22 protein-coding genes and 1 tRNA gene are annotated in these 21,774 nt (G+C 69.1%); 20 read left to right on the top strand and 3 right to left on the bottom strand.

What is annotated here, in order from left to right; translation table 11 throughout:
• Positions 1-201: 201 nt before the first annotated feature.
• From BUE45_RS22085 to BUE45_RS31965, 7 genes are all read left to right on the top strand, one after another.
• Positions 202-1,731 carry a type I-E CRISPR-associated protein Cse1/CasA gene (locus BUE45_RS22085; protein ID WP_073381302.1) on the top strand — a complete coding sequence of 510 codons (1,530 nt, stop codon included), beginning with the start codon at positions 202-204 and terminating at the stop codon, positions 1,729-1,731.
• Positions 1,724-2,302 carry a type I-E CRISPR-associated protein Cse2/CasB gene (gene casB / locus BUE45_RS22080; RefSeq protein WP_073381301.1) on the top strand — a complete coding sequence of 193 codons (579 nt, stop codon included), beginning with the start codon at positions 1,724-1,726 and terminating at the stop codon, positions 2,300-2,302. The genes BUE45_RS22085 and casB overlap by 8 nt, the downstream gene beginning before the upstream one ends.
• Positions 2,299-3,633 carry a type I-E CRISPR-associated protein Cas7/Cse4/CasC gene (locus BUE45_RS22075; RefSeq protein ID WP_073381300.1) on the top strand — a complete coding sequence of 445 codons (1,335 nt, stop codon included), beginning with the start codon at positions 2,299-2,301 and terminating at the stop codon, positions 3,631-3,633. The genes casB and BUE45_RS22075 overlap by 4 nt, the downstream gene beginning before the upstream one ends.
• On the top strand, positions 3,630-4,502 hold the full coding sequence (gene cas5e / locus BUE45_RS22070; protein WP_073381299.1) for a type I-E CRISPR-associated protein Cas5/CasD: 873 nt from the start codon (positions 3,630-3,632) through the stop codon (positions 4,500-4,502). Before BUE45_RS22075 ends, cas5e begins: the two co-directional genes overlap by 4 nt.
• A complete protein-coding gene (locus tag BUE45_RS22065; RefSeq protein ID WP_245833408.1) occupies positions 4,499-5,248 on the top strand; it encodes a type I-E CRISPR-associated protein Cas6/Cse3/CasE in 750 nt (249 codons plus the stop codon). Before cas5e ends, BUE45_RS22065 begins: the two co-directional genes overlap by 4 nt.
• A gap of 420 nt (positions 5,249-5,668) precedes the next feature.
• Positions 5,669-7,408, top strand: coding sequence for a pyruvate dehydrogenase (locus tag BUE45_RS22060; RefSeq protein ID WP_073381298.1), 1,740 nt, complete (start codon positions 5,669-5,671; stop codon positions 7,406-7,408).
• A gap of 1,014 nt (positions 7,409-8,422) precedes the next feature.
• Positions 8,423-9,883, top strand: coding sequence for a HEPN domain-containing protein (locus BUE45_RS31965; protein WP_143173443.1), 1,461 nt, complete (start codon positions 8,423-8,425; stop codon positions 9,881-9,883).
• Here the strand turns inward: BUE45_RS31965 and BUE45_RS22055 are convergent.
• Together BUE45_RS22055 and BUE45_RS22050 are read right to left on the bottom strand one after the other, a co-directional pair.
• Positions 9,880-10,320: an NUDIX hydrolase gene (locus BUE45_RS22055; protein ID WP_084737619.1), complete on the bottom strand. Its 441-nt coding sequence runs from the start codon at positions 10,318-10,320 to the stop codon at positions 9,880-9,882. The genes BUE45_RS31965 and BUE45_RS22055 overlap by 4 nt on opposite strands.
• Positions 10,317-11,087, bottom strand: a complete 771-nt coding sequence (locus BUE45_RS22050) for a GntR family transcriptional regulator (protein WP_073381346.1) — start codon at positions 11,085-11,087, stop codon at positions 10,317-10,319. Before BUE45_RS22050 ends, BUE45_RS22055 begins: the two co-directional genes overlap by 4 nt.
• A 208-nt stretch (positions 11,088-11,295) precedes the next feature.
• Between BUE45_RS22050 and BUE45_RS22045 the strand changes: the two genes are divergently transcribed.
• The 13 genes from BUE45_RS22045 to BUE45_RS21985 all read left to right on the top strand — a co-directional run bounded on the left by BUE45_RS22045 (position 11,296) and on the right by BUE45_RS21985 (position 21,575).
• Entirely contained in the window at positions 11,296-11,583 is a 288-nt protein-coding gene (locus tag BUE45_RS22045; protein WP_073381296.1) for a WhiB family transcriptional regulator, read from the top strand.
• A gap of 14 nt (positions 11,584-11,597) precedes the next feature.
• Positions 11,598-11,867: a hypothetical protein gene (locus BUE45_RS32660; protein WP_178378613.1), complete on the top strand. Its 270-nt coding sequence runs from the start codon at positions 11,598-11,600 to the stop codon at positions 11,865-11,867.
• A gap of 135 nt (positions 11,868-12,002) precedes the next feature.
• Positions 12,003-12,200, top strand: a complete 198-nt coding sequence (locus BUE45_RS32655; RefSeq protein ID WP_073381294.1) for a hypothetical protein — start codon at positions 12,003-12,005, stop codon at positions 12,198-12,200.
• A gap of 301 nt (positions 12,201-12,501) precedes the next feature.
• On the top strand, positions 12,502-12,942 hold the full coding sequence (locus BUE45_RS22030) for a hypothetical protein (RefSeq protein WP_073381293.1): 441 nt from the start codon (positions 12,502-12,504) through the stop codon (positions 12,940-12,942).
• Positions 12,939-13,142, top strand: a complete 204-nt coding sequence (locus BUE45_RS22025; protein ID WP_073381292.1) for a hypothetical protein — start codon at positions 12,939-12,941, stop codon at positions 13,140-13,142. Before BUE45_RS22030 ends, BUE45_RS22025 begins: the two co-directional genes overlap by 4 nt.
• On the top strand, positions 13,139-14,431 hold the full coding sequence (locus BUE45_RS22020) for a hypothetical protein (RefSeq protein ID WP_073381291.1): 1,293 nt from the start codon (positions 13,139-13,141) through the stop codon (positions 14,429-14,431). The genes BUE45_RS22025 and BUE45_RS22020 overlap by 4 nt, the downstream gene beginning before the upstream one ends.
• Positions 14,431-14,616, top strand: coding sequence for a hypothetical protein (locus tag BUE45_RS22015; protein WP_073381290.1), 186 nt, complete (start codon positions 14,431-14,433; stop codon positions 14,614-14,616). The genes BUE45_RS22020 and BUE45_RS22015 overlap by 1 nt, the downstream gene beginning before the upstream one ends.
• Before the next feature lie 86 nt (positions 14,617-14,702).
• Positions 14,703-16,979, top strand: coding sequence for an FtsK/SpoIIIE domain-containing protein (locus BUE45_RS22010; protein WP_143173442.1), 2,277 nt, complete (start codon positions 14,703-14,705; stop codon positions 16,977-16,979).
• A gap of 254 nt (positions 16,980-17,233) precedes the next feature.
• On the top strand, positions 17,234-17,638 hold the full coding sequence (locus tag BUE45_RS22005; RefSeq protein WP_073381289.1) for an RRQRL motif-containing zinc-binding protein: 405 nt from the start codon (positions 17,234-17,236) through the stop codon (positions 17,636-17,638).
• The gene (locus BUE45_RS22000; protein ID WP_073381288.1) at positions 17,635-18,510 is read left to right on the top strand and encodes a bifunctional DNA primase/polymerase; all 876 of its coding nucleotides are present in this window, start codon (positions 17,635-17,637) and stop codon (positions 18,508-18,510) included. The genes BUE45_RS22005 and BUE45_RS22000 overlap by 4 nt, the downstream gene beginning before the upstream one ends.
• Positions 18,507-20,012 carry a YfjI family protein gene (locus BUE45_RS21995; protein WP_073381287.1) on the top strand — a complete coding sequence of 502 codons (1,506 nt, stop codon included), beginning with the start codon at positions 18,507-18,509 and terminating at the stop codon, positions 20,010-20,012. Before BUE45_RS22000 ends, BUE45_RS21995 begins: the two co-directional genes overlap by 4 nt.
• Positions 20,013-20,055: 43 nt before the next feature.
• Positions 20,056-20,256, top strand: a complete 201-nt coding sequence (locus tag BUE45_RS21990) for a helix-turn-helix domain-containing protein (RefSeq protein ID WP_073381286.1) — start codon at positions 20,056-20,058, stop codon at positions 20,254-20,256.
• A 56-nt stretch (positions 20,257-20,312) separates the two neighbouring features.
• Positions 20,313-21,575, top strand: coding sequence for a tyrosine-type recombinase/integrase (locus BUE45_RS21985; RefSeq protein ID WP_073381285.1), 1,263 nt, complete (start codon positions 20,313-20,315; stop codon positions 21,573-21,575).
• A 75-nt stretch (positions 21,576-21,650) separates the two neighbouring features.
• Here the strand turns inward: BUE45_RS21985 and BUE45_RS21980 are convergent.
• A tRNA-Ser gene (locus tag BUE45_RS21980) sits at positions 21,651-21,738 on the bottom strand.
• Positions 21,739-21,774 lie beyond the last annotated feature (36 nt).

Here is a 21,774-nt window from a genome sequence, read left to right as displayed (position 1 = left end):
CCCTGGAAAAAGAGGTCGGTTTCCGGTCGGCGACAAACGCTTCATGTGTTCGGTCATCGAGCACATGGAGGCCCGGTCGCCGTGCCTGTCATCGGTCTTCGAGAGAGCGGTAGCGAATCATTGTCAGAGATCCCTCCGGCGTCCCCCACGCACACGTTCTCGGACGAACCCCTCAGCTGGGACCCCCGTCACCAGCCCTGCGTGCCCGCCGTCGCCCTCGACGGTGCGACGGCACACCACTCCCTGCGTGCTCTTCTCATGTGGGCCGACGAACTGGCGTTCCTCGACTGTGTTTCCCCCGGGGAGAACGTCGCCGTCATCGAGTACCTGCTGGCCATCTGCTTCGCGTCCGGCACCTGCCCGTCCTCCGACCGGGAGTGGCAGGACTGGATCGCTGACAGGCACCCCCTCGCTTCGGCCGCCGACTGGCTGCGCGACCAGCCGGACGAGTTCTGGGATTTGCTCCATCCCACGCAGCCGCTGGCCCAGAACGCCCAGCTGGCCGGGGACTTCGCGGAAAGCGCCACGGGGACGGCCCAACTGGTCATCGAGCACTCCGGCGACTACAACCAGCACTTCGACCACCACCACCTGGCCCGTGACAACCCGCTTCCCGCCTCGGCCGCCTTCCGTGCCACGCTCACACAGCACGTCTACGGCCCCTACGGGCGGGCCCGTATGTCGGGAAAGCGCCTCGGCCCCAAGGTCACCAACCTCGCGGCGGGGCGGCTCACCGGAAGGATCCGTGTCGTCGCCCTGGGCCAGACCCTCGGTGAGACACTGCGCTTGAACCTCCATCCCCCGTACGGCCCGCCGGACACGTTCAACACGTCCTGGACCACCGATGGGGAGCGCCGCACGTTCACCGGGCCGGCCAAACCCCGCAGGCCCTGTAGCCCGGCGGACCTGCACAGCTCACTCGGACGGTCGGTGCTGCTGGGCGGGGTACGCGGGGCCCAGGGACAGGTCATGGTCGACCGCGTCCTGATCGGGGCCGGGGAGGTCCTGGATCTCGACCCGGAACTCCACCTCCAGGACGCCGTCTTCAGCGAGACGGCGGGCGGTCTGCGCAAGCCGCTGTGGCCTTCGCCCACCAGGAACCTCTGGCAGGATGCCCATGCCCTGTACAGCGCGGTCAGGGACGCGCCGAGCGGCATGTACGCGCGGCTCCGGTCGCTCCGGTATGAACGCGAGGGCACCGGGGCGCCCTACCAGATCTGGGCTGTCGGCCTGCTCACCAACCAGTCCCGCCCGCTCTCCTGGGTGGACGGCGCCTACCCCTACGCCCCGGGCATGGTCACCCACCTCTACCGGGCTTCCCGGCGGGGATCGGACATCGCCGAGTACATCGCTTCGACGCTGAAGAAGGCGGCCATCAGGGCGGCCGAGACGGCCTTCCCGGCCATGCGTGCCGCCGACGAGGCCGGACAGGTGGCCCGGCTCGACGCCCGGTCGTCCTTCTGGCCCTCGGCCGAGGAGCCCTTCCATGGACTCCTGGACGAGGTGGTCAGGCGCGGGCCAGAGGACGACGATCCCACCTCCGAGCCGTTGATCGCGTACGCGGCGGGGCTGATGGCGACGGCCCGCACCCAGCTGCTCCAGAAACTCGACGCACTGCCTCCGAGCGACATCAACCACAAGGCGCGGGCCCGGGCCGTGCGGCTTTTCGAGGACGCCTTGACCGGTTCCCGGGCCCCGGCCGAACTCCGAGGGGAGACCGAAGGTGACTGAGCACGACCCGTCACCCGGAACGGGGCCGAACCCGTTCCCGCACGACAGCGCGGCCCTCACCGCCTGGCTCACCACCCTGGTGCACCAGCGCGACACAGGGGCCCTCGCCGAGTTGCGCCGTGCCGGGGTCCGTACCAACGCGCATATCCGCGCGGGCTGGTACGGCGGTGACCACCACCGCGACCTGTTCGAGCGCATGGCCTTCCTCTTCGCGGTCTTCCACCAGGGGCGGTCCGTGCCCTCGTACGGTTACGGCAGCCTCGGGGCCGCGGCCCGCCAGATCGGTCACACGACAAGCCGAGGGCCCGACAACCCGGGCGCCCTGCGCCTGGTGGGCCGCGTCGTCGCCAGTCGGCGCATCCCCTGGCGACACCTCCAGCACGCGGTCACCCGGCTCCGGTCCTGCGAACAACCCCCTCCCTCCTGGACCGGGCTGACCGAGGACCTCATCAAGTGGAACGACCGCAAGGCGCGGGTCGCCTACCGGTGGTCGGTCGACTTCCACCTCCCACCGGGACCCGCCCGGAAAACCCCGAACAAGCCGACGACGCGGAAGGCCAGCACCCCATGACCGAGCCCCCCCGGAGCCAGTTCCTCTCCCTCCACCTCATCGAGACCCTGGCGGCGGTGCTGCCGGTGCGCGACGAGAACGCCCAGCCCAAGACCCTCGTGTTCGGCGGAGTCGAGCGGCACATGATCACGAGCCAGGCCCGCCGGCGCGCCGAGCGGATCTACGCGCGCGACCGCGCCAACGCCGGGCGAGGCGCGCTCAAGGGGCGGAGCATGGGTGTCCGCACCCGGGAGTGGGCGCTGCTCACCGGCCGCGAGCTGGAGTCCTCCTACGGCTGGGACAAGGAGAAGGCACTGGTCACGGCCCGTGCGGTGCTGGAGGCCAGCGGTCTCAAGTTCGGTGACCCCAGCAAGACGACGGTGGCCAATCTGACCAGGGTGCTGGTCTTCGCGCCGTCCGACGCCGCCGCGCGGATCGCGGAACACGTCGCGGGCCGGGCGGAAGAACTCACCGAATGGTGCGACGCCTACCTGGCGGCGCAGGTGCGTGCGGCGGAGAAAAAGAGCCGTGGCAAGGCCGCCCGCAAGTCCGAGCCGCAGGCGGACGGGGAGCAGGCGGAGGACGACAAACTGCCTCCGCTGTCCAAGGCCACCCGTGACGCCGTTCTGCTGGCCATCGCGCCCCGCGACGCCGTGGACATCGCCCTCTACGGCCGGTTCCTCGCCGAGATCCCCGACTCCCCGAACGTCGACGGCGCCGTCCAGACCGGGCACGCCTTCAGCGTGCACGAGTCGGAGCAGATCGAGGACTTCTACGCGGCGGCCGACGACGCGAAGCTCGACCGCAAGCGCAACGCCCTGGACTTCCTCGACGCCGCCGACGACGCGGGTGCGGGGATGACCGGGTACCAGTCCCTGATCTCCGGCACCTTCTACCGGCACACCGTCCTGGACCGCCACCAGCTCCGCGTCAACCTGCGGGTGGCCGGTATGGACGAGGCCGAGGCGGAGAAGGCCGCATCCGAGGCGGAGAAGGAGTTCGTGAACGCCTTCGTCGAGGCCTTCCCGGAGGCGAAGAAGAACTCCACCGCCTCCACCGGGTCGCTGCCCGCGCTCGTTCTCGCCTTCGAGGGGGAGCGCCCGTACAACTACGCTGCCGCCTTCCAGAAACCGGTGGACGAGGGCCCGGTGCCGACCGGGGGCGAGGGCCCGGCGGGCCCGGCCGCCGTGCGCAGGCTGCTGCGCCACCACTCCTTCGTCAGCCGGCGCCGCGAGGACCTGCGGGCCGCGCGACTGCTCACTTACGACCCGGAGATCGACGCGCTCCTGGGGGAGCTGGACCTGCCGGAGTCGGTGGCGGTGGTGGAGCGGGCCGAGGAGCTCACCCCGTGAGCGACCTGCACGTCCTGCTCGTCCGGCTGGCGGGCCCCCTCCAGTCCTGGGGCCTCAAGGGCAGGTTCAACCGCCGGGACACCCACCGCCGCCCCACGAAGTCCGGGGTGGTCGGCCTGTGCGCCGCGGCGCTCGGCCTCGACCGGGAGGAACCCCTCGGAGAACTCGCCGACGTGCGCTTCGGCGTCCGGGCCGACCGCCCCGGAACGCCGGTGCGCGACTACCACACGGTGGGCGGGGGGACCTATCCGCTCCGCCCCCGCGATCTCGTCGTCGACCACCAGCGGGCCGCGAAGGCGACGGCGGACGCCGCGGAGGGCCGGACTCCGGTCCCGTTCGGCCGCGCGGAGCTGAAGGGCTGGTACGGCTCGCCGAAGTACGTGGCCGCCGACCCTGTCTCGGGGGCCCTGGTCTCCGGCGAGGTACGCCGGCACTCCCTGATCACCGAGCGCTGGTACCTGTCCGACGCCGCCTTCCTCGTCGGGCTGGAATACCCGGACGCCGCGTTCCTGGTGCAGATCGCCCATGCGCTGGAACACCCCAGGCGCCTGCTCTGGCTGGGCCGGAAGGCCTGCCCGCCCTCCGGAGACCTGGCCCTGCGCCTCGTACCGGGAACCCTCATGCAGGCGTTCGAGACGAACGCCCTTCTCCCGGACGCCGACTTCGGCAGGGAGGGACAGACCGTCCCGGTGGCCGACCCGCGGCCGTCCGCCTGGATCGAGAGCCACCGCCCGCTGCCCGGTGTCGGTTCCCTGCCCGACCAGCCCGTGCGGTTCGGCGCCGACGGGGGCGAGTACAGCCAGCGCTCCGAGGTCCGCCACCGCGTCACCATCGCCCCGCACGCCCGTGGATGGGACATCATCCTGTGAACACGACAGCCGCCACACCGCACTCTCTGTCGGACCCGGCCGGGGCCGGCAGGTTCGTCACCTCGCAGTCGCTTCTCTCCCTGGACGCCCGGCACCCCTTCACCGGCAAGTCGCTCATCGACGCCCAGGACATGCACCGGACCGTCATGAGCGGTTTCCTCGGTTGGCTGGACGACGGAAGCCCCGGCCCCCGTTCCCGGATGGGCGTCCTGTCGACCTGGACGATCGACCTGGAGAAGGCGCGGCTCAACCTGGTGGTCCAGGCGTCCGTCCCCGCCGACTGGAGCCGCATCCCGCGTGCGGCGCTGGCGCGGACACCCGAGACCCTCACGGTCGACCGGACCTTCCGTATCGGTGACCGTGTCGATTTCCGCGCGGTCGTCAACCCCGTCCGCAGTGTTCCCCCGCCTGCGGGATCGTCACCGAACACACGCGGAACCCGTGTTCCGCACACCCGCCCCGAGTACGTGAAGAAGTGGTTCGTGCGCCGCCTGCAAGCACTCGGTGAGCCCGCCGTCGCCCCCGACGGCGTCACCCGCATCGGGGCCGACACGGATGCCGAGAGGCTGGCCGTGCGCATGCTTCCGCGGGTTTCCAGCCCCATGACGCGCAAGAATCTGCGTATCGCCCGGGCCGAGATCCACGGAACCCTGACGGTCACCGATCCCGAGACGTTCGTCGCGGCACTCGGCCAGGGCGTCGGCCACGCCCGCGCCTACAGTTGCGGGCTGATACTCGTCCGCTGACGGAGAACCCGGTCGGTCGGGCTCAGCACCACGTGTATCCGCTGCTCCCGGCGGGTGACAGGACACGGCCCGGCCCCGGTGGCCGAAGAGAGAACGAGATCGACGAAGGCCTCGCCCGCTGTCCGGTCGGGGTCTTCGTCGCTGGGACGAGGACCGGGGGCACGGGGCGGCTCCCAAGACCCCTCCGCGTGGCCGGCGAACGCCTGCGGACCCCCGTCGCCGCCGCCCTCGCCCTCCGACCGCCTTCCCCGAGGGCGACCTTGCGTTCATGGGGGGCTCCGCCGCGAGGTCCCGGTGCCGTTCGCGGGCATCTCGCGCTCCGGTGGCGTGGCGGTGCGGGGGATCGGCGGGGCGCGCTCCTAGCGTGGAACGCGGGGCGCCGGACCGGCTCCCCGTCGCCGCGCTCCGGGGGGAACCGCCATGGCCAGGAACACCGTCGCCGAACAGCTCGTCCGGACGCTGGTCGCCGCCGGGGTGACCCGGATCTACGGCGTGGTCGGCGACAGCCTCAACCCCGTGGTCGACGCCGTGCACGGGACCGACGGCATCGAGTGGGTGCACGTCCGCAACGAGGAGGCGGCGGCCTTCGCCGCCTCGGCCCAGGCGCAGATCGACGGCGGCCTCGCCGTGTGCGCGGGCTCCTGCGGGCCCGGCAACACCCACCTGGTCCAGGGGCTCTACGACGCGCAGCGCAGCGGGGCGCCCGTCCTGGCCCTGGCCTCCCACATCCCCTCCCGGCAGATCGGCACCGGCTACTTCCAGGAGACGCACCCCGAGCGGCTGTTCGCCGACGTCACCGAGTTCCGCGAGCTGGTCTCCCACCCCGACCAGATGCCCCGGCTGGCCCGGATCGCGATCCAGCACGCCCTGGGCACCCCGGGCGTCGCCGTCCTCGTGCTGCCGGGCGACGTCGCCGCGCGCAAGGCCGTCGGCGGCCCCGACACCACCCCCGCCGTCCCCGTGCGCGCCACCGCCTGGCCCGCCGAGGACGACGTCCGCGAACTGGCCAAGCGGATCAACGCCGCCGAGAAGGTCGCGCTCTTCTGCGGCGCGGGGGCGCGCGGCGCCCACGACGAGGTCATGACCCTGGCCGGGCGGGTGAACGCCCCCGTCGGGCACACCCTGCGCGGCAAGGAGTGGATCCAGTACGACAACCCCTACGACGTCGGCATGGTCGGCCTGCTCGGTTACGGCGCCTGCTACGAGGCGCTGCACGGGGCCGACCTCGTGCTGATGGTGGGCTGCGACTTCCCCTACGACGACTTCCTGCCCAAGGAGAACGTCGTCCAGATCGACCGCGACCCCCGCCGCCTGGGCCGCCGGGTGCCGCTGGTCCTGGGCGTGCACGGCGACGCGGCGGCCACCCTGCGGTCGGTGCTGCCGCTCATCGGGGACAAGTCCGACACCCGTTTCCTGCACGACATGCTGCGCCGCCACGAGCGGGCCCTGACCCGGGTGGTGGAGGCCTACACCGGGGACATCGCCGACCACACCCCGATCCACCCGGAGTACGTGGCCCGCGTCCTGGACGAGGTCGCCCCCGACGACGCCGTGTTCACCGTGGACACCGGCATGAACAACGTGTGGGCCGCCCGCTACCTCACCCCCAACGGGCGCCGCCGGGTCATCGGCTCGTTCACGCACGGCACCATGGCCAACGCCCTGCCGCAGGCGGTCGGCGCCGCGTTCGCCGCGTCGCACGGCAAGGTGGTGTCCCTGTCCGGGGACGGCGGGCTGAGCATGCTGCTGGGCGAGCTGATCACCGTCCACCAGCACCGCCTGCCGGTGGCCACGGTGGTCTTCGACAACTCGTCCCTGGGTATGGTGCGGCTGGAGATGATGGTGGACGGCATCCCCGCCCACCAGACGGACCACCCCCCGGTGGACTACGCGGCGATCGCCCGGGCGATCGGGATGCGCTCCCTGCGGGTCACCCGGCCCGACGAGGTCCGCGACGCCCTGCACGAGGCGGTCACCGCCGACGAGGCCGTCCTGGTGGACGTGGTCACCGACCCCAACGCGCTGTCCATCCCCTCGCGCATCACCGCAGACCAGGTCGCCGGGTTCGCGCTGTCCGCGGGCCGGACGGTGCTCCAGGGCGGGGTGGGCTCCATGATCGACCTGGCCCGCTCCAACCTCCGCAACATCCCCCGGCCCTGACCGGGACCCGCGCCGCCCGTCGCCGCCGCGCCCGAAGCGGGCGACCCCGCCCGCTTCGGCCGGCCGGGCTCCGCTGCACAGCCCGTGCGTCGGGGTGGCGGCCGGCGGGGCTCACGCGGACGTGGCCGACCGGCTCGGAGGGCCGGTCCCCTCGGGGGAGGGTGGTCCCGGCCCCGAACAGGCCAACTGAGACCAGAAGTGAGACCACCAACGACGAAGGCCCCGACCGGTGTCCGGTCGGGGCCTTTTATCTGCCCTGGTGGGCGGTGGCGGAGGATAGGGGATTCGAACCCCTGAGGCGTTGCCACCAACACGCTTTCCAATACCGCGTGACGCTGTCCGCCCCAGGTCAAGGCCCTGGTGACCTGCGCACCGACCACCGGCCCGGACCACTGCGGACGGCCCCGGACGGGCACGAATGAGACTAGAACTGAGACTACGAGACGGCCCTCAGGGAGCCTCTGAGCAGCGGCCGAACGTCCGCGATGGATCACCTTCGGCCGATCCTGTTCGCCCTCCAGCAGCCACCTCACGAGGCCGGTTTCCGACCTCGCACGTGCAACCCGCGGGAGCACCCCCTGGGTAGCCCTCCACCACCCGCCGCAGAACCCGCACAACCCACAGAACCCCTGTTCTTGCTGTTCAACGCCTTGTGAGCCAGAGCCGCACTACCTCGCAGAACCTCCGCAGAACCCTACGCGCAAGGGGTTCTGCGGTTCTGCGGAGGTATCGCGGCGTTCTGCGCTTCCTCGCAGCGAAGCCCTGACCTGCACGAACGCTAGTTCTGTGGGTTCTGCAGGTTCTGCGGCTAGCCAGTACTGTCGTGTAGCTGGGGACGAATGGCGGGTGTGCAGAAATAAAATCGTTCGAGGAGCTATTTTCTGGGCGATTGTTTCTGAAGAACGTTGAAAGTCTCAGATAGGTCGATAGTGGGGCAAAAGTAGCTATTCAATTACTCCTCGCTTGCTCGGCTGGCCTCTAGATATTTGGAACTGTATGTGGTATTAGTTTTTCATGGATGATAAGGCTGCGCTGAAATCAGTAATCTCCCCCGGGGAGTACGCGTTCACCGTGCATGTACCGTCTTCGGGAGGGGATAAGGTATCAGCCTACGGTTTGGTTGATCTCCAGGCGGGGAGGCAGCCGACTGCGCAAATCCAAAGTGAATCCATTCTAGTGGAACATGAAAATTCGGGCGGCGCTATTAGTGGGTCTTTCCCACAGCGCAAGGATTTCGATGTTCTAGAGGGTCGGCTTTTTAATGGAATGGCTATCCTCTTCATTGAGGCAAGGCTCACCTATTGGGATTTTTCGACTGCCCGGATCGATTGTCGTGCGGCGATGGTCGGAGCCTCGACTTCTTCCGTTCAAAATTCCTTTTCTATGGTTGAGTTGCAGATCACCGGGATGGATTCTGTTTTTGGTGCCAACCCGATCAAGGAGACCACCTACCCTGTTGGCGACAGCGAGGAGCGATTCTCCATGGTTGTCAACGAGGAGAGTTCTCAGGAGTGGTCGGACGAAGAATTTAGGGTCCTATGCAGCTACGACTCTAGTGCGAAAATCGCAGACCCTTACGCTTTTCGTGTTTCTTTTAGTCCAGTCTGCCGAGTCTACTCTGTGTCGCCTTTGACTTTTTCTGAGTGGTTTGATTCTTGGGTTGAACCTCTAATTCATGTAACCTCTCTGGTGACTGGTGTTTCGGAGTCGCTCGCCTACGTTGCTTTGGGGCGAGACAGGAAGGTCACTCCGTTTTTTCCTGAGGGTTTCCCAAGGCATGAAAAGTTTCAGGTCTTTGGGACCGGTGTGCTTCAGGCTCCTTATAGTTCTAGTGCAAACAAGATAAGGCTAATGAAGCCTGCGGTTGGTCTTAAGGAGGATGATGTTTCTCTCTTGGGGATGATCAGAGAGTGGCAGGAGATGGAGTCTTGCGACCATCCTCTGATCGAAATATACGGCACGTCGCTTGGATTTTCTAGCCAACACCCAAGGGCGCATTTCTTGATGCTTATTCAGGCCCTGGAAGGTTATCATGGTTACGAAAATAGAGAAAAAGAGGAAGAGGAGGAGGAAAAATATAAAGCAAAAAAGAAAGAATTTTTCGGGCTGATGAAAGATAAGATTAGCCCGAGTGAGATGAGGTTCCTGAGGAAGTACCTCAAGGGGTCTAATGCTGATTCTCTTGAAACCCGCTTGATTGACCTCCTGGCTGGACTTCCTTTGGACATGACTCAAAGAATAGCAAAGATGAAAATAATTCAATCAGTTCTGGAGGGTGCTGAAAATCAGGGGCCATTGTGGGCGGTTGCTAGGATTCGGAATGATTTGGCGCATGGGAATCGGGGTTATAAAGATAGTGATCTTGCTCAGCTTTCTCACATGCTTGAGCGCGTTGTTAGGGCCTATATGATGAAGTGCCTGGAGCTAGGCGAGGAGTTCCAGGCTCGCATGCTCAGGGATGACCTGTATTTTTAGATTCCTCTCAATATAGAGTTCCCGTCATGGGATCGAACGCTGGGCCCGTTTTTGGATAGAGCGTCTGTGATGCGGATTCCCCGAGCTTCAGGGCAGCGTGCAACAGCATCGACTGGCGTTAGCCAGGCAGCGTCCGTTGATTCATCGCTTGTGCGGAGTTCTCCTCCGACTGGTTCACACAGGAAAGCCAGGGAAACCACGCCAAGATTCATGTTTTTATAGATGCCAGTTAGGCGAATGGGCTTCGTTTTGATTCCAGTCTCTTCAAAGACTTCTCTAATTACACACTGTTCTGGTGTTTCTTTCAGCTCTAGAATGCCGCCAGGCGGAACCCATCGGCCATCGTCGGCTCGTTTGATAACTAGAACTTTTCCGTCCTCAGGTCGAACTACCACGCCGGTCACGCTGACACTGTGTCGAGGCGTCCCGCTGGTCATGGCCTCACGTCCTGTTCCCATGCATAGGTGAGCTTCCATTGGAGGGCAGCCAAGACGTTTAGGCAGGTCTCGACTGGCCGATTCCCCTTATCAAAGGCTGTCCGGAGGATGGCGAAAACCGGTTGCCCAGGAGTGATGTTCAGGAAGTCTGCTTCGGCTTCTTTGGCTCCGCGAACCTCGATGTCCTCGGTGAAGCGCACCGGTCCGAATCCTCGTTCTGCGATGCGCGCGTACATGCCACTAGGGCCGGTGTCCGGCATGGCGATGTCGACGCTGCCGGCCACGCTCATCGGGATGTAGGAAGCCGCAATCTGTACTGGCTTGTCCTCCGCGTACATGTGGCGCTTGCGCAGGAGCGTCTGCTCGCCCTCGTCCAACTTGAGGACTTCGGCAATGTCCGCCGGCGCGTCCACGGCATCGCACACGAGCAGCTCGGTCCGCGATGCACGGCCAGCCTTCGCCAGTTCCTCAGCGAAGCTGCTCCTCGAAGGGGCGCTCCGATAGTCCTTGTCGATCCTGCGCACCCTCTTGACGGTGGGCACCTCCAGGACGACGGACCCCTTGCCGTGTTCCGTGCGGATCAGTCCTTCGGCCTGGAGCATCGCCATGGCCCGACTGATCGAACTCTGGTTCAGGTTGTACTCGCGCGCTAGCTCCGGCTGGCTGGGCAGGGTCGACCCCGCCGGGTACTCGCCGCGCTTGATGGCGTCGCGCAGCAGCTCTGCCACCTGCTTGTACCGCGCCTTCGGCGGTTCGAGGCTGCTCATCTGGCCTCCGTCTTCCGACATATGTGTGGTCCTCCCACCGTAGCCGTCCTGCTGGTTGTCGTCTCGGCCGCAAGCCTCTCTCAGGAAACTTATTGCATATGTCTTGACGCTTATGGCATAAGTGCGTACCGTCAGGTTCACCGAGGTCCGGAGCCCTGCTTCATAGCCGCCAGCAGGGACCGGGTTTCCCACCCACACAGGAGGTTCCGTGAGTTCCGACCAGAAGGGCCTGAGCACGGCGCAGCTCCGCGCCGAACTGGCCAGCAACCTGCTCCCCTGCACCTCGCAGCCGGAGCTGTTCTTCGAACCCGACACTAGCGACCGCTTCGGCGAGGCGCCCGCCGTCCGCACCCTGCGGGAGCGCTCCGCCAAGGTCCTGTGCGACACCTGCTCCGCCCGCGCGATGTGCCTGGAACTGGCCGTCCGCGAGCAGCCCGTCGCCGGCGTCTGGGGCGGGCTTACCGCCGACGAACTCCGCTACCGGAAGGCCGCCTGATGCCCCTCACTGACATGCTCGAGACCGCGCTCGCGCACCCTCACTTCCTTGCCCTCGCCGCACTGGCCGCTCTCACGGGCGCGCTCTGGGCCATCTCCCGGCGGTTCGAGCGCGACTCGCAGACCCTCAACGAGCGCTTGCTTGCTGAGCGGGACCGCGCCACGCGCCGCGCCATCAGCGAGCAGAAGGCCGCACAGCTCGCGTGGGCCGAGGCCGAGGGCGACAAGAACCCGGAGAGCCGACTGGCCCGAGGAATTCTCGAGGTCAACCGCCGCAACCTCTGACCGTGGGGTGCCCGCGCCGTCCGGCCCGTCCTGCCGGACGGCAAGGGGACCAACCGGTTCGCCCACCTGGTCAGCCCCGGCGCATAGCCGCCAAGCACAACCCGCCGGGGCCGACCACTCCAGCAAAGGAGACCTATGCCCGTGAACGCTCTGTCCGCCCTCGCGCTGACCGCCGTGGTGCTGCTGGCCCTCTCCGGCGCCGCCACCCAGGCCAAGAAGGCCCGCAAGGCCGTGGCCGCCGGCCGCCGCACCGCTACCCGCCGCGTCCGGGCCGCGCTCAAGCCCCGGACCGTGGCCCGTACCCGCCGCAAGACCCCCGGGAGGCGACGGTGACCCGCCTGATCCGGCTCGTGAGCCGCCTGGTCAACCGCCGGTGCCCGGTCTGCGGCGTCTACTACGACCCCGCCAGCCCCGCCGACAGCTACCCCCACAACAACCACTGAGGAGCAACCCCATGGACTTCGAGAAGGCGATCAGCGGCTTCGGCCTGTTCGTCCTGGCGCCCGCCGTCCTGATCGGCGTCGTCCTCATGGCCGTGTACGGCGGCTGACCCCTACCCGCACACACAACGCGGCCCCGGCGTTCGCCTGGAAGCACCGCCGGGGCCGCTCACCTCAAAGGAGGCAACACCAGTATGGACCGTCAGAACCCCGAGAACACCGAAACCCTGGCCGAGAACCTGCGCACGTGGGCCGACGGCGACTCCCTGGACATGGCCGCGGTGGAACTGCTCATCACCCACGGCGAGTGGCTGACCCGCCCCGACTTCCAGCGGAACCTGGAGCCCTACTTCGACGCCAACGGGCGCCCGGCGACCGCCATCTACTGGCAGAAGGTCAGCGGTGCCCTGAACCGGGGCTCCCTGCCCGCGTCGTCCTCCGCCGCGACGGTGCTGCGCATCGCGCTGTCCCTGACCAACAGCCTGCCGGTGGACCTGTCCGACGTGGTCGGGTTGGACGCCGCCAACACCGCCGCCGTCCTGCGCGCCCTGGCCGTGGCCACCCAGCACACCGACCGCATCACCGTCACCCTCGCCCCCCGCCAGCTCCCCGGCTGGCTCAAGGAGGGGTCGTGACCACCACCCAGATGATCCAGACCACCGGCCTGCTGGCCCTGGCCGCGGTGCTGCTGCTGGCCCTGGCCGTGATCGTGCTCCGCCTGGCCGCGCTCCCGCTGGCCGGCGCCGCCCTGGTCCTGGACAAGGCCGCCGACCTCGCCGCTACCCCGCTGGCCCCGCCCGCCGTCGACCACCCCCGAGGAGGTGGCCCCCGATGACCCGCACCGACCCGACCACCGACACCACCGTTGGCAAGGAGGACGTTCCCGAGCAGATCCGCCAGGAACTCGCCGACCGCCGCGCCCGGGTCGCCGCCCGCAAGGACGACCGGCTGGAGCGGTTCCGCGACCGCGCCCGCCGAGCCATGGACGCCCGCGACATCCGCCGGGACCTGACCCGCGACCGGGTCGCCGCGGACCTGGAACGCGCCAAGCTCGCCGCCGACATCTCCCAGTCCGCCGAAGCCCGCGCACTGCGTGTGCAGCGCACCCGCACCCTGACCCTGGCCGCCCTCATGCCGGTCCTGGTGGCGTTCGCCGGATGGTCCACCGCAGGCGTCCACGCCGGCGCCGCCGCCATGACCGGAGCCCAGCCCGGGACCGCCATGTGGTGGATGCTCTGGCTGCTGGAACCGGCCCTGATCGGCATCGTCGGATGGATCATCCTGTGCCGCGCCCGGCTGGAGTCCTCCGGCGGCACCCTGCCCCATGAGGCCGACCACATCATGTGGGGCGCCCTGGCGGTGTCCATCCTGCTCAACACCGTGGGCCACTGGCCGGCCGAGTTCACCGGCACCGCCGTGGGCGGTCTGCTCGCGCACTCTCTCGGGCCGATCGGCGCCGCGATGACCGCGCACCTGATCGGCGTGATCGAGCGCGGCATCGCCGCCGCCCGCCCCACCGAGGGGCCCGGGGTCAAGACCCTCGCCGAACTCACCGCCGACGCCGACAGCAACGCCCGCCGCACCGAGCCCGGCAACGGTGAGGGGCACGCCGTCGAGAACACCCTGCGCCCGCCGGTGGTGGACCGTTCCCGGCTTCCGGAGAACGCTTTCACGGTGCCGCCCGGGGCGGTCCGGTTGGCCGTGGTCGCGTGCTCGCGCCCCGCCCCCGGCCAGACCACCCCGGCCAAGGCCGGAGGCGTTCCCGGACCGGCCGCCGGAACCGGCCGCCGTTCGACCGTTGAGCAGGGCGGACAGCAGGGTTCGGAAACGCCCCGCAAGGAGCGCTCGGACAAGGGCCGCAAGGTCCCCAAGTCCGCCACCCCCACCGCCGCCAAGCCGTCCAGCCGGGAGCTGTCCGACGCCGACCTGATGGCGAAGCTTGACGCCCTGATCGGTTCCGGAGACGTCCCCGAGGGTGTTTCCGTGCGCCGCGCGATGACCGTTCTCGGCTGCGGCTACGACCGCGCCAAGCGCGTTCTCACCGCCCGGCAGGAGCGCACCGAGACCACCGTTCCCGGGCAGCTGAGCGTGGTCGACGCGCTCACCGCAGAGGAGGCCGCCTGATGGGCCTGTTCGACCTGTTCACCCGCCGGGACGAGGAGTCCTTCATCCAGCCCTACGCCCTGGCGGACGGCAGCTACCTCTACCAGGCCCGATGCACCTGCGGATGGTTCACCGACGTGTACGTCGAAGAACGCGATTTCGTGTCGGCTCTGCGTGAGGACCACGCCGTCACCCACCAGGAATGACCCAGCAGGGGCGGCGGCCTCGATCCCGCCAAGAACCCGGCCGCCGCCCCGCCCCCCGCCAGCACGCCAGTGAGGAGACCACCATCATGACCCGCCCCGGACCCCACCCCGCGCCCTGGGAACTGCCCAAGGAAGAGGACGCGCCCACCGAGACCGACGGCCGGGTGGTGCCCTTCCCCGACCGGACCGGCACCCGCCCCGCCATCGGCGCGGACCCCGCCCAGACGCCCACCGCCCCCGCCGGGGCCGACGTCGAGGTCATCGACCCCACCGACGTCGAGGTCCTGGACACCGACGACACCACCCAGCCCCGGCCGGTCGACGTCCTGCCGAAGGGCAGCGGCGGCGACTGGCTGGAGGACCGGCGGACCCTGCTCGACACCGCCCCGGCCCTGGTGCCGTACTACCTGCGCTCGCGGGAGGAGTTCACCGACGCTGCCCGGTTCCTGGTCGAGTACTACGCCCGGATGGGCGCCTATCGGGCCACCCGCTCCCCGGTCTACCTGCTCAAGCTCGTCTCCCGGTCCCCGCGCGGCATGGGCCGCGCCCTGTCCCACTGGGGCCGGTGGGCGCTGGACATCGAGGCCAACGAGCTGCGCAAGCACGCCGCCGGCGGAAACCGGACCAGCGAGTACATGATGCTTTCGCGCCAGCACACCGCCCGGATCCGTGCTCGCCTGCTCTCCTCCCTGGTGGTCGCGCTCGGAGTGACCGTGATCGGCGCCGTCGCGCTGGGCACCGCCCCGGCGTGGGCGTCGGTGTCCGCGATCGTGGCCGCTCTGGCCGGGTTCGGGGCCGCCGGGAGCAAGCCCGACGCCAAGCCCATCATCGACCGGTGGACCTCCCCCCACCTTCAGCGCGAACTCACCTCTACCGAGGTCGTGGCCGCCCTCGAAGCGATCGGCGTCAAGGGCAAGGTGGACTTCGTCAACCCCATCCAGACCGACGGCCCCGGCTGGCGCGCGGAGGTCGACCTGCCGCCCGGCTACCTCACGGACAAGGTCCTGGAAGAGCGCGCCAAGCTGGCCGGCGCGATGCGCCGCCCGCTCACCACCGTGTGGCCCGAGTCCGACACCGAGGCCCACCCGGGGCGCCTGGTGCTGTGGGTCGCCAAGAAGGACCCGGCCAAGTCCAAGCGGCGCCTGTGGCCGCTGATGAAGCACGGCCAGACCGACCTGTTCGCCGACATCCCCTTCGGGTTCGACCCCCGCGGCCGGGTGATCCCGCTGAACCTGATGTACACCAACCTGCTCATGGGCGGTGTGCCCGGCTCCGGCAAGACGTCCGGCGTCATGGTCGTCGCGCTGGCCGGCGCGTTGGACCCCACCTGCGAGATGTGGGTGTACGAGATGAAGGGCTCTGGCGACCTGGACCCCGTGCAGCCCGTCTGTCACCGGTACGTGTCCGGGGACGACGACGAACACTGCGGTTCGGCGTTGGACGCGCTGCGCAAGCTGGAGAAGGAGCTCAAGCGCCGCAAGAAGATCATCGCCGGGCTGCCCGCCGAGCAGGTGCCCAAGGGCCGCAAGGTCTACCCGCACCTGGCCAAGGACCGCAAGCTCGGGCTGCACCCGCTGCTCGCGATCTTCGACGAGGCCCACACCCTGTTCGAGCACGAGGAGTACGGCAAGGAGGCCGCCGACATCGCCGGGCGGCTCATCCGCAAGGCCCGCGCCTACGGGATCATCCTGGTGGTCACCACCCAGCGGCCCGACGCCAAGTCCCTGCCCAAGACGGTCAGCGACAACGTGTCCACCCGGTTCTGCCTCGCGGTCACCGGTCACATCGCCAACGACCTGGTCTTGGGGACGTCGATGTACCGCAACGGGGTCCGGGCCACCATGTTCGACCCCAAGAAGGAGGCCGGCACCGGCTGGCTGGCCAAGTCCTCCCACGACACCCAGATCGTCCGCGCGGCGTTCATCGAGCAGGCCGAAGCGATCGAGATCGCCAAGCGCGCCCTGGCGCTGCGCACCGCCGCCGGGACCCTGACCGGGGAGGCTGCCGGGGAGACCATCGCCGCGGAGGACACCACCACCCTGCTCGACCACCTCGCGGCCGTGTGGCCGGCGGGGGAGGACACCATGCACTCCGTCCGCCTGGTCCAAGCACTGGCCTCCTACCGGCCCGACACCTACGGGCCGTGGGCCGCCTCGGACCTCCCGGTGGAGGAGATGTCCCGGGAGGAGCAGCGCGCCCACGAGACCCGCATGGCCACCACCCTGTCCAACGCCCTCGCGCCGTTCGGGGTGAACACCGGACAGATCACCAAGCGTGGCGACGGAGGGTCCCGCAAGGGCGTCAAGCGGACCGACCTGGAAGCCGCCCTGGCGCGCTCCGGCACCGCGATGGAGGACGACTAGGCCGCCGCCGGGCGGCTTCCACGGCCCCGAAACCGGTTTCGGGGCCGACATCGCACAAAACCCCTGTTGAGCAGCAGTGATGTCGGGTTTCGTGCCCGGCTCAGACCCCCTGAGAACACGAATGCGGTCCCGGTGCATAGCCGCCAAGCAACCCACCGGGACCGCCACTCCAGCAAGGAGCCACCCCCGCCAGCAGGCGGACCCACCGACAGGAGCACTCCCATCATGCAGCACCACCGGATGGAGGTCACCCCGTGACCTTCCTCGACCCGACCGGCGCCCGCTACGGGCTGCCCACCTACCCCTGGGGCGCGGCCTGGATCCTCGCCGACCAGCTGGCCACCCGCAAGCAGCTGGCCGCCATGGGCCTGCGGCCCGGCACCTCCTACGCCGACGCACAGCTCATGTGGCGCTCCCGCCGCACCAAGAAGCGGGGCGGGGTGCGCACCGCCGCCCTGTACCGGATCGACCAGGCCCGCCCGAAGGAGGAGTTCACCCCCGCCCGCGAGCGCGCGCTGGAAGCCGCCATGCGCGCCCGCCGCACCTGCCCGACCTGCCAACAGGTGTTCACCTACGTCATCCCCACCTCGCTGGGCGAGTGCCCCGCCTGCCACGCAGGTGAGACCCCCGACGCATGGGAGCTGGGAGCCGCCGCATGAGCACCGACGTACTGAACACCGCACTGACCGTGGCCGCCGCCGGGGTTCCCGTGCTGCCGCTGAGTGAGGGCAAGGTCCCGTTCGGGAACTGCCGCACCTGCAAGAGGAACGCCTGCGGCGGACGCCCCCACATGAAGGACCCGGGCCGCTGCCGGTGCGCGGCGCCCTGCCACGGGTGGGCCGCCGCCACCGTCGACCCCGCCGTCCTCACCTCCCCCGACTGGGCTGCGGCATGGCACCGGGCGGTGGCCGTGGCCTACCACCCGGCCGGGGCCGACCTGACCGTCGTGGACCTGGACAACACCGACGCCGTCACCTGGGCACGGGACACCCTGCCCCGGACCCGGACGGTGGCGACCACCCGCGGGGAACACTGGATCTACCGCGGCACCATGCAGTCGGCCAACGCGGTCCGCCCCGGGGTGGACATCAAGTCGCGCATGGCCTACGCCCGCTGGCTCGGACCCGGCGCCGGCATCCTGGTGGCCCTGCCCCCGGCCGCCTTGGCGCTGTCGGGTGGGGAAGAGACCACCCCGGCGCGGCGCCCCGGCGGGGTGGTCTCTTCCACCACGGCCCGTAGTACCTGGGATCGGACCGTGGCCACCGGATGCCGCCACACCGAGCGGTACGTGCGCACCGGCCTTGATCGCGGACTCGCCCTGGTGCGCGCCCGCACCGAGAGCGGAGCCGCCTCCCAAGCCTTCGGCGTCGCCCGGTTCCTGGCAGGCCTGCACACCCTCTGCCCCGGCCCGTGCGGGCTGGACACCATCGGTACGGAGATCATCGACGCCGCTGTCTCCGTCGGCGTCCCCGAGACCTATGCCCAGCGCGCTGTCGCCCGCGGGTTCGCCACCGGGGAGCGTGCCGCGTGAGCCCCGACACCGGGGCGCCGGGAGCCGCGCAGGAGTGGGAGATGCCCACCCCGCTCGGTTCCCACGGCCCTCTCCCCGCCTTCCCCGCCCACTGCCTGCCCGACTGGGTAAGAGCCTTCGTCACCGCCGTGGCGGAGGAGACCCAGACGCCGGTGGACGCCGCCGGATGCGTGGCGCTGGCCGCCCTGTCCACCGCCGCCGGGGGCCGCGCCATCGTGCGGGTGCGCGGCACCTACACCGAACCGGTGAACCTGTTCACCGTCGTGGCCCTGCCCCCGGCCTCCCGCAAGTCCGCGGTGTTCCGGGCGCTCACCTCCCCGATTCTTAAGGTCGAAGCCGAACTGGCCGAGCGCATCAAACCGCAGATCGTGGAAGCCGAACTCGCCCGGTCGGTGGTCGCCGGAGTGGCCGAGAAGGCCAAGTCCAAGGCCATCGGCACCAAGGGCGCCCCCGACGCGCTGGCCGACGCCTCCGACGCCGTGGCCGCGATCGAGGAGATCAAGGTCCCGGTGCTGCCCCAGCTCGTGGCCGACGACGTCACACCCGAACGGGCCGCATCGATCCTGTGCGACCAGGGTGGCCGCCTGGCGGTGCTGTCCGCCGAAGGCGGGATCTTCCAGATCCTGGCCGGCCGCTACTCGGGCGCCCCCAACTTCGACCTCTTCCTGAAAGGCCACGCCGGGGACATGCTGCGGGTCGACCGGCGCGACCGGACCGAGCACGTCGAATCCGCGATCCTCACCCTCGGGCTGGCCGTGCAGCCCGAGGTCATCCGAGAGATCGCCACCGGCCCTGGGTTCCGCGGCAAGGGCCTGCTCGGGCGGTTCCTGTACGCCCTGCCCGAGTCCAACATCGGCACCCGCAACGTCGACCCCGACCCGGTCCCGCAGGAGGTCGCCGACACCTACGCAGAACGCCTCATGCGCATGGTGACGCACCTGTTCGACTGGACCGACCCGCAGGTCCTCCAGCTCTCCCCAGAGGCCGACCAGACCCGCCTGGAGTACGCCCGCGCGCTGGAGCCGCGGCTTCACCCCAAGCTCGGAGACCTCGGGCACATGTCCGACTGGGCGGGCAAGTCCGTCGGAGCGATCATCCGTATCGCGGCCCTGCTGCACCTGGCCGACAACCCGGTCGACGGCTACCGGACGCCGATCGGCGCCGACACCATGGCCGACGCGATCGAGATCGGCCGCTACTTCACCCGCCACGCCGAAGCGGCCTTCGACCACATGGGCGCCGACCCCGAGACCGAACGCGCCCGCCTGGTCCTGGAGTGGATCCAGCGCAAGAAGCCCGCCCGGTTCACCGTCCGGGAGGCGTTCTCCGGCCTGCCGCGTGGCACCTTCCGCAGGGTCGCCGACGTCCTGCCCACCCTCGAGCTGCTGGAGGGCTACGGCTGGATCGCCCTGGAGCCTCCGCCCCCGCGCAACCCGAAGGGAGGACGACCGCCCTCACCCGCCTATCAGGTTCATCCGCAGATCAGCGGCCCCGGCGCATAGCCGCCAAGCAACCAACCGGGACCACATTCCAGAAAGGGAACCCATGACCACCGAGAAGAAGCTGCTGCGAGTCGAGGAGGCCGCCGCCCTGCTGGGCATCGGCCGCACCCGGGCCTACGAGCAGATCAAGCTCGGACGCCTGCGCTCCGTCAAGATCGGCACCTCCCGCCTGGTGCCCACCACTGCTTTGGACGAGTTCGTCTCCCTGCTCCTGGAGGAGAGCCGCCACGACCAGGCGGCCTGACCCCTGCGGGGCCGCGCCGGCGCGGCCCCGCCCCACCCCCGGAACCAGGAGCGAACATGACCGACAAGCAGCAGAAACGCAACCGCCAGCCCAACGGAGCCTCCTCCATCTACCTGGGCAAGGACGGCTACTGGCACGGGCGCATCACCGTGGGAGTCAGGGACGACGGAAAGCCCGACCGGCGCCACGTGATGCGCACCACCCGCAAGGAGATCACCAAGGCCGTCCGGGACCTGGAACGCAAGCGCGATAAAGGAGCTGTTCCCGAGGCCGGAAAACGCTGGCGGGTGGCCGCCTGGCTCACGTACTGGCTGGAGGAGATCACCAAGCCCTCGGTGAGCGAATACACCTACTCCGGCTACCGCGTGGACGTCCACCACCACCTCATCCCCGGCGTGGGCGAGCACTGGCTCGACAAGCTCCAGCCCGAACACCTCGAACGCCTCTACAAGAAGATGCAGGCCAACGGCAGCAAACCCGGCACCGCCCACCACGTCCACCGCACCGTCCGGGCCGCCCTGAACGAGGCCAGGAAGCGCAAGAAGTTCACCGGCGACAACCCCGCCGAACTCGCCAAGCCTCCCAAGCTCGAAGAGGAGGAGATCGAGCCCTACACGGTCGAGGAGATCCGCCGGTTCCTGGAACTGGTCGCCGACCGCCGCAACGGAGCCCGATGGGCGATCGCCCTCGCCCTGGGCCTTCGCCAGGGCGAAGCCCTCGGGCTGAAATGGGCCGACGTCAATCTCGCCTCGGGCACCCTGCGGGTCCGCCGGAGCCTGCTCCGCCCCAAGTACGAACACGGCTGCGAGGACGCCTGCGGACGCAAACCGGGCCTGTGCCCGCAGAAGGTCCGCACCAACCCGCTGACCAAGGACACCAAGTCCAGGGCGGGCCGCCGCCCGGTCGGCCTGCCCGACCCGGTGGTCGCCCTCCTGCGGCGCCACAGGGAGATCCAGGGCAAGGAGCGCGAGGCCGCACAGGACCACTGGAGTGAAGGCGGGTGGGTTTTCACCGACGAGTTCGGCCGGCCGCTCAACACCAACACCGACTACCGGGAGTGGAAGGCGATCCTCCAACAGGTCGGATTGCGGGAGTCCCGCCTGCACGACGCCCGGCACACCGCCGCGACCGTCCTCCTGATCCTGCGGGTGCCCGACCGGGCCGTCATGGCGCTCATGGGCTGGTCGTCGGCATCCATGGCCAACCGCTACCAGCACGTGGTCGACGAGGTCCGTGCGGACGTGGCCGACCGGCTCGGAGGACTGATCTGGGAGGCTCCCCAGGGGGAGAGTGACCCCGGCTCTCGGCAGGCCAACTGAGACTAAAACTGAGACTATGAACGACGAAGGCCCGGGGCGCTGTGCGCTCCGGGCCTTCGTTTTGGCTGGTAGCCGTGGCGGAGGATAGGGGATTCGAACCCCTGAGGCGTTGCCACCAACACGCTTTCCAAGCGTGCGCCCTAGGCCACTAGGCGAATCCTCCGCGCACAACTCTACAGGTCTTCGGGGGGTGCTTCGA

Source organism: Nocardiopsis flavescens, assembly GCF_900141985.1.
GTDB classification, from domain to species: domain Bacteria; phylum Actinomycetota; class Actinomycetes; order Streptosporangiales; family Streptosporangiaceae; genus Nocardiopsis; species Nocardiopsis flavescens.
This window is presented reverse-complemented; position numbering and strand designations above follow the sequence as displayed.